This window comes from Parundibacterium terreum, from assembly GCF_014636315.1.
Taxonomy (GTDB): Bacteria; Pseudomonadota; Gammaproteobacteria; order Burkholderiales; family Burkholderiaceae_D; genus Undibacterium; species Undibacterium terreum.
In genome coordinates this window covers 154,762-165,126 of the sequence record NZ_BMED01000004.1, presented here as the reverse complement: position 1 = coordinate 165,126, position 10,365 = coordinate 154,762, and the positions used below count along the sequence as shown (strand labels likewise).

General features: G+C 53.0%; 9 protein-coding genes and 1 pseudogene. 6 read left to right on the top strand and 4 right to left on the bottom strand.

Annotated elements, in window-relative coordinates; all coding sequences use genetic code 11:
- Positions 1–284 precede the first annotated feature (284 nt).
- The 6 genes and pseudogenes from IEW12_RS19200 to IEW12_RS19175 all read left to right on the top strand — a co-directional run bounded on the left by IEW12_RS19200 (position 285) and on the right by IEW12_RS19175 (position 6,169).
- Complete coding sequence (locus IEW12_RS19200) at positions 285–839, top strand: helix-turn-helix domain-containing protein (protein ID WP_371874558.1); 555 nt, start codon at positions 285–287, stop codon at positions 837–839.
- A 248-nt stretch (positions 840–1,087) separates the two neighbouring features.
- Complete coding sequence (locus IEW12_RS19195; protein WP_188567719.1) at positions 1,088–2,905, top strand: NHL repeat-containing protein; 1,818 nt, start codon at positions 1,088–1,090, stop codon at positions 2,903–2,905.
- A gap of 279 nt (positions 2,906–3,184) precedes the next feature.
- Positions 3,185–5,266 (top strand): NHL repeat-containing protein, encoded by a 2,082-nt coding sequence (locus IEW12_RS19190; protein WP_188567718.1) that lies wholly within the window; start codon positions 3,185–3,187, stop codon positions 5,264–5,266.
- A gap of 78 nt (positions 5,267–5,344) precedes the next feature.
- Positions 5,345–5,488 (top strand): hypothetical protein, encoded by a 144-nt coding sequence (locus IEW12_RS19185; protein WP_188567717.1) that lies wholly within the window; start codon positions 5,345–5,347, stop codon positions 5,486–5,488.
- Positions 5,489–5,623: 135 nt separating this feature from the next.
- Positions 5,624–5,851 (top strand): annotated as a pseudogene (locus IEW12_RS29135) (hypothetical protein); the annotation flags it as partial.
- A gap of 36 nt (positions 5,852–5,887) precedes the next feature.
- A complete protein-coding gene (locus IEW12_RS19175; RefSeq protein ID WP_188567716.1) occupies positions 5,888–6,169 on the top strand; it encodes a hypothetical protein in 282 nt (93 codons plus the stop codon).
- A gap of 56 nt (positions 6,170–6,225) precedes the next feature.
- On the opposite strand, the gene IEW12_RS19170 is transcribed toward IEW12_RS19175, so the two are convergent.
- From IEW12_RS19170 to IEW12_RS19155, 4 genes are read right to left on the bottom strand one after another with little or no spacing between them, the layout of a single operon-like run.
- On the bottom strand, positions 6,226–6,741 hold the full coding sequence (locus IEW12_RS19170; RefSeq protein WP_188567715.1) for a PilN domain-containing protein: 516 nt from the start codon (positions 6,739–6,741) through the stop codon (positions 6,226–6,228).
- Positions 6,738–7,523 (bottom strand): hypothetical protein, encoded by a 786-nt coding sequence (locus IEW12_RS19165; RefSeq protein WP_188567714.1) that lies wholly within the window; start codon positions 7,521–7,523, stop codon positions 6,738–6,740. Before IEW12_RS19165 ends, IEW12_RS19170 begins: the two co-directional genes overlap by 4 nt.
- Positions 7,504–9,156, bottom strand: a complete 1,653-nt coding sequence (locus IEW12_RS19160) for a GspE/PulE family protein (protein ID WP_188567713.1) — start codon at positions 9,154–9,156, stop codon at positions 7,504–7,506. The genes IEW12_RS19165 and IEW12_RS19160 overlap by 20 nt, the downstream gene beginning before the upstream one ends.
- A 23-nt stretch (positions 9,157–9,179) precedes the next feature.
- The gene (locus tag IEW12_RS19155; RefSeq protein WP_188567712.1) at positions 9,180–10,343 is read right to left on the bottom strand and encodes a type II secretion system F family protein; all 1,164 of its coding nucleotides are present in this window, start codon (positions 10,341–10,343) and stop codon (positions 9,180–9,182) included.
- Between the last annotated feature and the right edge of the window lie 22 nt (positions 10,344–10,365).

The following is a 10,365-nucleotide window of genomic DNA, read 5'->3' as shown; positions in this document are numbered from 1 at the left end:
GCCATGCCAAAACATTGCATTTCTATTAAAATATTTCAATATGTAAATTGATATATCAACAATTGTCAATATATTTGTTGCAACGTTGCAAATCAGCAATTCATTTGCATTTTGCCAAATTTACAAACAAAAGTTGTGCTTGAATTCCCTGAGTGACGTTTCTCCAATGTTGGCTAGCTGTTGATTTGCACCGAAAACTGACCCACTTTGCCGCATAATTTGCATCGAAAATTGACCCACGTTTAGCACACAATCCTACTCATCAGAATGAGTAGGGGATCGGAGTGATTGACGTGGCATTACTAGGAATAATCAGACACTGGCACCTTCGTGACCAGGTCCCGCTCAGGGAAATTGCCAAGAGGCTCGGCATCTCTCGCAACACCGTCCGGCGCTACCTGCGCTCGGAAATCACCGAGCCCGTCTATGCGGAGCGCCAATCCGCCAGCGCCATCGATGCATACGCCTTCCAGCTTTCAGGCTGGCTCAAGACCGAGGCAGCCAAATTCCGCAAGCAGAGGCGCAGCCTTAAGCAGCTCCGCGAGGAGCTGATCAATTTAGGATTTAAAGGGTCTTACGACAGGGTCGCGGCGTTCGCCAGACAGTGGAGGGAGAGTCAAACGGAGTGGGTCAATTCAGCGCGCAAACGAACACTTGTTCCTTATAAAAGAAAAGGCCAACCTCCGTGGCTGACCTTTTCTATCCAATCTCAACTTCTGCGGCAAAAATCTCAGCTTCTGTGGCAGAAATCTCAACTTCTGTGGCACTTTACGAGTTTCTCCAGCCACGCTCTTGCGTTCAAAGCCTGTCGGCACAAAGCGTTCGTCACTTGCCAATAACTCATGTCATTTAAGCTACAATGTGCATTCCCTATTCTTTCCTCACGCACATGAGCTTACGCGCACCCTTTGCACGCACCTTCTTCATCCGCTCCCAACTTCTGTTGGCTTGCGTTAGTACTTCCCTACTGCTGGCCGCTTGCGGCGGCGGGGGTGGCGCATCGCCTTCCAGCAGCAGCGGTTCCACTCCTGCGGGCGGGGGCACAGCTCCTGGTGTCGGCGGGCCCGTCATCGGAACCCTGTCCGGTGTGGCAAATCACCTTAGCCTGGTTGCGGGCAATATCGGTAGCCCAGGCTACGTTGACGGCCTTGCCGGCGCCGCACGTTTCAGTAATGCCGGCAAAGTAGCCATTGATTCGCTGGGTAACACAGTCGTCGTGGAAGGTATGGTCCTCCGCAAAATCACGCCATCAGGACAAGTTAGCTTGCTCGCGGGTGGCGGACCATGGGATCCTGAATCGGGCCTCTTGTGCAAAGACGGAAGCGGAGCTACCGTCAGCTTCGGGCCTATCAGTTCCCTGGCCGCGGGCAACAACGGCGATATTTACGTCATAGATAGTTGCGGTCAGGTCCGCAAGGTCACTTCAGCGGGCACCGTAACCACGGTCGCCAACAACCTCCGTTATGGGACTTTTTCCGGGCTTACGTTCGACAAAGCCAGCAGTAATCTGTATCTCACCGTGCAGGACGGCTGGGTCAACAATACCTACCTCCAGGAACCGCTCGTCTTGCAGATTAGCCCAGGAGGAGCTGTCAGCACGCTCGCGGGCAAACCGGGGGTGACCGGATACGCCGACGGTCAAGGCGGCGCCGCGCTGTTTGGCCAGCCGTCCAATATCATGGTCGACGGCGCGGGCAATCTGTTTGTCAATGATTGCATCAACGGCGCCATACGCAAGATCGACAAGAACGCCACGGTCAGCAGCATCGTAGCCCCAACGTCCAATCTTGTGCACTGCCCAAGCCAGCTTATGATGGAAGCGAGCGGTAATCTCGTCCTCGTCGATGGCGTCAGTGGTATTTCGCGCATCTCTCCGCAAGGGCAAATGGTTAGCACCATGCCGCTTCCAGTGATCGCCAATAACGATTTTTCTGGCAACCCTTACTACCCTCCAAGCACCAAATTATGGGAACGGCCCATGACACTGGATTCCTCAGGCAATATTGTCTTCGGCAACTTCACTGCGATTGACAAAATTTCGTCTACGGGCGTAGTCAGCACCTTGGCAGGCACGGACATCGTCAGCGGCGATCAGAATGGCGCTGGCCAGCTCGCACAATTTCGCGGACCGCATAAGATCGTCGCTGACGCAGCCGGTAATCTCTACGAAGCGCACGTAGACCAGATACGCAAAATTACTCCGGCAGGCGTGGTAAGCACTTTCGTCAAAGGCGGGCCACAGGCTGGCTTCACCAGCGCGTTTTCTCTGGCGATGGACCCGGCGGGAAACATCATTGCCATCGACTATAGCGTCACCTTTCCCCAACCGGGAGTTGTGCAAACTCAGCAAGCCATCAAGAAGATCAGCCCAAGCGGCGCGGTGTCAACCTTGTATAGCACGGTTGACCCCGTGGTCTTGAACGACGTCGAAGTAGACGGCAGCGGAACGATCTACGTCTTAACTGGCGCCAACGCTGTCCTAAAATTAAGCAGCACCGGCCAACTCATGCCCTATCTCACTTTGAACGGACAAACCACCAATAGCAACTATTTCGCTATCGATTCGCAAGGCGCCGTGTACACGGTTGTTACTTCGCCGGTGAATTCGACATTGCATAAAGTCACGCCGCAAGGAACTGATACTGTCCTTGCCACGATTCCCGGACCGGCAGCTGGGGCTATCATATTAGATGCGGGCGGCAATCTCTTCCTTGCCGATAGCGTCGCATCCGTTCTCAGGGTCACGCCGCAAGGTACAGTGAGCAGGTATCTAGGCTCCGGCACAAATAGCGGCACGCAATTGGGCGCAGGCCCAGGCGGCTTATGGAACCCGGTCGGCTTGGCGATTTCCGGTACTACGCTGTATATCACTGCTGGCAACGCACTGCTGGCGACGGGCCAGTAAGCTGCCATCTACTGCCTGGGCAAGTTATGGAGTCTGCGTCCTCATACCGCTAATCGACAGGAGCAAATCCGTTCAGCATGATGAACGATTGCGTCGCCCTACAGTTAGCCACAACAGTATCAGCCTCTTCCATCAACTCTTGAAGATCTCGATCAATCTTCGGTGGAAGTGCGAAGGTTTGCCCGACAGTTGCGCAACAAATCAGCATGAATTAATGAAATTGCAAAAAGATCATCTATTTCCGCTATACTGACCGCCTTATTCATATCAAATCCTTCTATGAGCGCACTCGCATCCCTGCTTGAGGCTTCCAGCAACAAAATGCAGCGCCTGTTGTCAGTCGCAGCTCTCACTTCGATCCTGTCACTGACAGCTTGCGGGGGCGGGTCTTCCACTAGCAGCGACTCATCGCCGGACAAAGGCAGCGACAGTGGAGTTGGCATCCTTCCCGCAGTAGCGTCTCAGCTGAAACTGTTAGCCGGAGATATTGGCAGCCCTGGAAATATAGACGGCCCCGCCAATCTGGCCCGTTTCAATGGCGCCGACGTAGTGACTGTTGATACATTGGGCAATATCCTCGTAGCCGAGGACGCCAGCGGCGCCGTGCGCAAGATAGATCTTGCCGGAAACGTCAGCACGTTTGCAGGGCTATTGGGTACGCAAGGCTGTGCCGATGGCCCAGGCACGACTGCGCGGTTCGGATCGGTCGCCTCAATGACGCCGGGCAACGGGGGAGATATCTATCTTACTGACATTGGATGTAGCACCATACGGAAAATCGACGGAAGTGGAACGGTGACCACGATCGCGGGTAGCGTCCATGTATCAGGCGAGGTTGACGGGACGGGTGCTGCCGCCCAATTTTATAACCCTTACTTTATTACCTTCGATAAAACCAGCAATAGTCTATATGTTAGCGACTATGGCCGCGTGGATGGTCAATGCGAGCCTTTCTTTGGCCCCTGCACTTACACTTACTTCGCGGGCAGTACGATACGCAAAGTGACCCTTGCGGGCGTTGTCACAACCGTTGCTGGCAAATCAGGCACGTACGGTTTTGCTGACGGACCGAATACTACGGCGTTATTCAATCAACCTCGTGGCCTCGCCGTGGACGACGTAGGCAACATTTTCGTCAACGACTGTAACAACGGCGCAATACGTAAGATTGACAAGAGCGGCACGGTGAGCACCTTTGTCGATGCGTCGACAGATTTAGTGCACTGCCCTAGTCAGCTTTTGATCGATGCCAATAAAAATATCGTCGTGATAGATTCCCGGAACGGGATTGAGCGAATTTCACCGCTGGGGCCGTTACTCAGCACGACGCCATTACCGCCTTCACTGCAAATTTTTCTTGCCCAGATCAGCCCTATTAGTCCGAACCAAAATACCTGGTGGCAGCCCGCAACCTTCGACACTTCGAACCAGTTGCTGATCGCAGGTTACACCGCCGTTCAACGACTTTCCCAGTCAGGCGCAGAAGTTACTGTGGCGGGATCCTACTATATTAGCTCTGGTAGTTCTGATGGCACCGGCTCATCGGCCCAGTTTTACGGACCGACGGGTCTAGCGGTCGATGCAACAGGAAATGCCTACGTCGCCGACTCAGGAAATCGCACGATACGGAAAATTACTGCCGCGGGAGTTGTGACTACAGTGGCGGGATCCGTTTTGCAGGAAGGAAATGTCGATGGCGCAGGTCCAGTTGCACGTTTCACATTTCCGCACTCCCCAATCATAGACGCAGCGGGCAACATCTACTTCGGTGACGCTGGCAATAGTATCCGGAAAATGACGCAAGCAGGCCTGGTAACCACAATAGCCTCGGGGCCATCATACCAATTTGGAGCAATGACGGCGGACAGTGCCGGTACCATGTACGTTGCCAACGGCAAAACGATCATGAAGCTGAGCAGCAGTGGTACGCTCACGACTTATATTACTTCCAGCGACGAAATCGGGGCATTCGCCGTTGACAGCCAGGGCATCGTGTATGTAACTGACCCAGTCAGCAATCTGATTCGTAAAATCACTCCGCAAGGCGTGTCTAGCGTGTTCGCGGGGATCTACAGAGTAAATGGTCAAAATGATGGGCCTGGCGCCACCGCCACTTTTGCTGGACCGGGTGCCATCGTTATAGACGCCGCAAATAATTTATTTGTTTCCGATTACTTCAATAACACGATCCGTAGAATTTCACCGCAAGGCATGGTCAGTACGTACTTAGGCATAGCCGGAAAAGTAGGTATACAGCCGGGCCCCGCGCCAGGTAGTCTCTACCAGCCATTAGGACTGGCAATACGCGGTAACTCGCTCTACTTAATTTCAAAGAATGCAGTATTGAAGACAGGACCGTAAGGCGCGCATCACGGTGCAAGCCTAATTAGTAGTCAATGACAGGGGGCTCGCCCCGGGCCACGACCATTCTAATGCGTGATGCGTACACGATTGGGCCGCGTAATCTGGCAAGTCGCTTACCTTTCCCGCCGGATTGACCTTGCCGATGAAGTAGCCATTGGTCGTGACCAGATTACCCTGGGAATCAATCAAAACCTGATCCGGCTATCGGTCGGCCATTGATACTGACTCAATTGATTGATTCCGCGCGCAAGTTGGGAAAGATGGTCATCGTCCAAACACCAAATGCAGCGCCCCCTTCCGACGGCCTATCTATTAGCGCTGCAATAGCTCAAACAGCATAAGACGTCAGTCGCTCGTCTCTATCTCGGTTTCTTCAATCGTGCACCTAATGCGGACGGTTTAGCGTACTGGGTTCAGCAAATGCGTGATGACAGGGTCTCACTCGCATCCATTGCAACCTCAATGTATGCGCAGACCAAAGCACAAGCTATCTACAATCCAGCTGGAGGAATTACGTCTCAACAGTTGATCACGAAATTCTACAACAATGTGCTAGGTGGGATGGACTATTGGACTAATTAATTGACTACGAAGACGGTACCTCAGGTATTGTCAAACATGATATCCGCCGTGGTCGAATATGTTCCAGCAGCTGGCTATTTCCAAACAGGAAAAACCGACTCGGGACTTTATTCGCAGCGCATTTTTAACAATAGAACTTCACTAGGACTGTACTATGCAACGATCCTGAATAAAAAAGTTGTTGGCACGGATGTTAGTCCATTTCTGAATGTAATTGCCCCCGTAACCGATGATATCAAAACCGTATTTATTGCAAACGACAATGCGGCCGGCAATACAGCTCGGAAATGTAAATCAGCACCGGGCCTATCTCTATAAGAGATCATGTCTAAAGGGCCCGGAGTATTTCTTTTGCTCGCGAAGCTGTTGATTTACTAAGGGCGTAACGCAGCCCTAATCTCAAAAGAGATCGTCTGTAGACGATCTCTCACGACCCCTTGCTGGTGCGTCAAATGGACTCGCTTAAATCCCGGCTGGACCGCCAGTGCCGTTAAAAAAGCCAATAGCGCCTTCTGATCCTTGGCCTCCCCGCTGACTATCACGGTCCGGCTACTTTTATCTGGTTGAAATTCGAGCAATTCAATGTCATTACTGGAAGCATGTTCTATCGCATTAAAAAGCGTATCCCATGCAAAACTTCTTTCAATTTTCAGTTCTGCCCATTTTTTTGCATCAGCTTCTTCTTGCTTGGTCGGCAAAGGAATAGCCGTCTTCTGTTGCTCAGCGCGCAGCTTGTCGATCCGTCTTTCGATACGGCCAAGCTCTCGGCTTTCATCGTATGCCCAAAGTGCAGTCCAGACAGCTAGCCCAAGCAGCAATCCGACGATAATCCAAGGCTGCCAACGATAGCGGGGCCGTGGCTGCAAATATTTGATTAACTCCATATTCATTGGCCCCACACCCCATGCGGCAGCTTTTTGATTTCAGTGCTGGGAATTATCGTTTTAATGAATGCTGCCTCATTGCCTCTCTCCTCAGCAACAGGCGACCATATATGCACTTGCCAAAAATTCTGGTGAGTGGATATGGCCCGACGCAACAAGCGCATACCAGAACTCTCACTCGATGCAATAACCGGCTCGATATCGACGCTCTGTAATCCGGTAGCGTCAACGCAAAGCGCAGTCATACGATGCCGTTCGATAAGCAGAAGAAGTGAAGTCCCAAGTTTTTTCGTTTTCGGCAATCGACAATAAGCTGCGGCTGACACCGGCAGCACAGAAGCCAATTGAAACCCTCTGGTTTGCACGGCTTCCTCCAGTTGCGCCATCCATTTGCTTGATAAGGCGTAGGCGACACCATTCGATTTGTAGCGCGCAAATTCTGTATGAAGCAGCCATGTAGGGTCCAGGGATCGACCTTGCTTCTCGAATAGGATTCTGGCATACCCTTCCCATTCGGCTGGGCGTTGCAGCTCGTCCTGCCACGGTAGCATCGTGAAAGCAGCCAGGCTGTCCGACACCGTTAACACCAGGCGCGTACCGCGGCGGAGCTGCTGCTTCGCTTTGCCCAACAGGGACACTAGCGCCTCCAGATAGTGATCCTGTGAGGCGTCCGCTCCCGTCTCCAAGGGAAGCGAAATATTCGCCTGCCGCCCCTGCAGCCAGCAATGATCTGCAAAGAGCCCGACGAAGGCGGTACCCGGAACGAGTTTAGGCAACGAAAGTGACACGATTTACCTCCTGCAACGTGCTCTGCCCTTCTCTCACCAATTGCAATGCCACATCGCGCAAGAAACGCGTTCCCTCTTTACGGGCCTGCTCTTTCAATGCGCGGATAGAGGCACGGCCAATAATCATTTCCCGTATCTCATCCGTCAGACGAAGCACTTCCGCGATTGCCTTTCTTCCTTTGTAGCCGGTATGTCTACACTGAGAACATCCCTTACCCGCGTGGAACCGATAGGTTTCAGGATCGGTAATACCTGATTCCGTGAGCATGTCAGCACCGACCTCCACCGGTTCATTACAATGCGGACAGTTCTGCCGTACCAGGCGCTGGGCAACAACACCTGTCAACGAAGAGACAAAGTTATACGGGTCCACCCCCATGTGCATAAAACGCCCGATCACGTCAAAGGTATTATTCGCATGCACTGACGTGAATACCATGTGGCCCGTCAGCGCCGACTGCACTGCAATTTGCGCTGTTTCCGGGTCGCGGATTTCACCTACCAATATCTTGTCAGGGTCATGGCGCAGAATGGAGCGCAGGCCTACTGCGAAGGTCAGGCCCTTCTTTTCGTTGACGGGAATCTGCAAGACGCCCGGTAACTGATATTCCACCGGATCCTCAATCGTGATGAACTTATCCTGGCCATGATTGATTTCAGTCAAGGCCGCATACAGTGTCGTGGTCTTGCCGCTCCCCGTAGGGCCGGTGATCAACATCATGCCGTAAGGTTCGGCGGCCAGACGCCGCAATGATGCGATCGTAATCGCGTCAAAGCCCAGCGAGTCCAAGGTCAGCCGCTGCACGCTGTCTATCAGTGCCTTTTTATCCAATATCCTCAGCACCGCGTCTTCACCGTGAATACTCGGCATGATGGATACCCGGATGTCGATGTCGCGCCCCTTGGCGGCGATGCGGAACCGGCCATCCTGCGGGATGCGCTTCTCCGCAATGTCTAACTCTGCCAATACCTTGATGCGCGCGATTGCCTGTTCGGCCAGGCCAATGTTATTGACGGCCGCTATCTGATTCAAAACGCCGTCGATACGAAATTTGATGACTAGCCCTTGCGGCAAGGACTCCAAATGGATATCGCTGGCCTCGAACCGCAGCGCATCGAAGATAGTCGAATTGATCAATTTCACCGCCGGGCTGGCCTCGCCCTGTATCGATGTGAGACTGAGATCGGTACTGGCGTCCCTTTCCAGTTCAACGGCTTGATCCAGACCTACCGCATTCGCAACTGCACTGAATTCATTTTCATGAAATTCAAGCTTGGTCTTAATCGCCAGCGGATCCGCGAGGTAAATCTCATGCATGGGCAGCGGCAATGCCGCCAGCCAAGGGCCGACGGACTGGTCCAGAGGACGTCCCAATACGGCGCAGTGATGCCCCTCCGAGTCTTTGCCAATGATCAAGGTGCGCTCGACCATGTCGGAATAGGCAATATGCGCAAAGTCAGGCTGTACCTGCCACCCTTGGCTAACATCGAGAGCGGCATAGCCGGTCACATCCGCGGCTGAAAGTAATACAGCGTGGCGATCCTGGCCGGCTTTATCGGACAAATAGGTGAGCCAATCCAGGCTGGCTTGTTCTGCGCGCCGGGCATCGGCGACGTCTTGCAGGGTGAGCATCAAAGAAATATTCAATTATTCAGTTAAACTGCGTTAGCCAAATCAAAAATAGGGGAATACAGCATCAATACGATGACACCGACAATGAGACCTATACCCACCATGAGGGCAGGTTCAATAATCCGCCCGGCGGCATCAATCCAGGTAGCCATTTCCTGGTCATAGAAGTCGGCAATCCTTTCCATCATCTCATCCAGATTACCGGAGGACTCGCCGGCCAGCAGCAAGCGCTGTGCGACTTCCGTGCTCAGGCCATACTCTGCCATCACATTCGACATGGCTTTTCCTTCGCTCACCGCGAGAGTAGCAGCCTGCAGGTCGGCACGCATAGAAATCGGTAGCGATGCTTCGGTCATGCGCATTGCCGCCAGCACACTAACACCGCTTCGCAATAACATGCCCAGGGTTCGATACAGCCGCGCTAGTTGCAGCATCCAGACCCTATCCCCTATCCAGGGCGTAGCTAATATCTTGCGAAATACCCAGCCGCGTATGCTCGGATGAAACACCAAGATGGCCAGTGCGGCTGTCACCCCCGCCAAACCGCTCCAGGCCAGGATTGCATGATGACGCACAAAACCGCCCCAGGCTTGCACAAAACTGATTGATGCCTGCTCATGCGAAGACACGTCTTCAAAGACGATACTAAAGCGGGGAACCACATAAAACAGCAAGAAGGCAATGACCAGAAATCCGACGCCGATCAATATCGCCGGATAGGTCGCCGCCGCCTTTAATTTACTCCGTATCTCATCCACTTGCCCCTGGTACTGCATGAAGCGTTTGATGGATGAACGCACAGTGCCCGTCGTTTCGCTAGAGCGCACCATCGCCACATACAGTTGCGGAAAGATGGACGGCAATCCTGCCATCGCGTCCGACAATTGATTACCCTGTCTCAAGCTTTGCAGCAATGCATCATAAATCCCCCTGTGCTTGCCGCGCTTGTCATTCATCCCCAATACCTGGATCGCATCAACGACGGGTTGCCCCGCATCCAGCAGCGAATACAGCTGCTGGTTAAATACAGTCAGGTTGAAAGAGTTGGATTCCTTTTTTTTGCCCCAGCCGCCGCGTACCGCCCGCAGGTCAAGCAACCTCCCGCCAGAAGACTCAACAAAACGTCGCGCCTCCAGATCACTACCGGCATCAAACTCGATGAGTTCGACAGACAGAGCAGCGGTCATTACTTTTGCTTGAAATCGCATG

Bases quoted from the DNA above. Each gene is read 5' to 3' on its own strand.
- IEW12_RS19190 (WP_188567718.1), top strand. From the start codon at position 3,185: ATGAGCGCACTCGCATCCCTGCTTGAGGCTTCCAGCAACAAAATGCAG.
- IEW12_RS19185 (WP_188567717.1), top strand. From the start codon at position 5,345: ATGCGTACACGATTGGGCCGCGTAATCTGGCAAGTCGCTTACCTTTCC.
- IEW12_RS19175 (WP_188567716.1), top strand. From the start codon at position 5,888: ATGATATCCGCCGTGGTCGAATATGTTCCAGCAGCTGGCTATTTCCAA.
- IEW12_RS19170 (WP_188567715.1), bottom strand. From the start codon at position 6,741: ATGAATATGGAGTTAATCAAATATTTGCAGCCACGGCCCCGCTATCGT.
- IEW12_RS19160 (WP_188567713.1), bottom strand. From the start codon at position 9,156: ATGCTCACCCTGCAAGACGTCGCCGATGCCCGGCGCGCAGAACAAGCC.
- IEW12_RS19155 (WP_188567712.1), bottom strand. From the start codon at position 10,343: ATGACCGCTGCTCTGTCTGTCGAACTCATCGAGTTTGATGCCGGTAGT.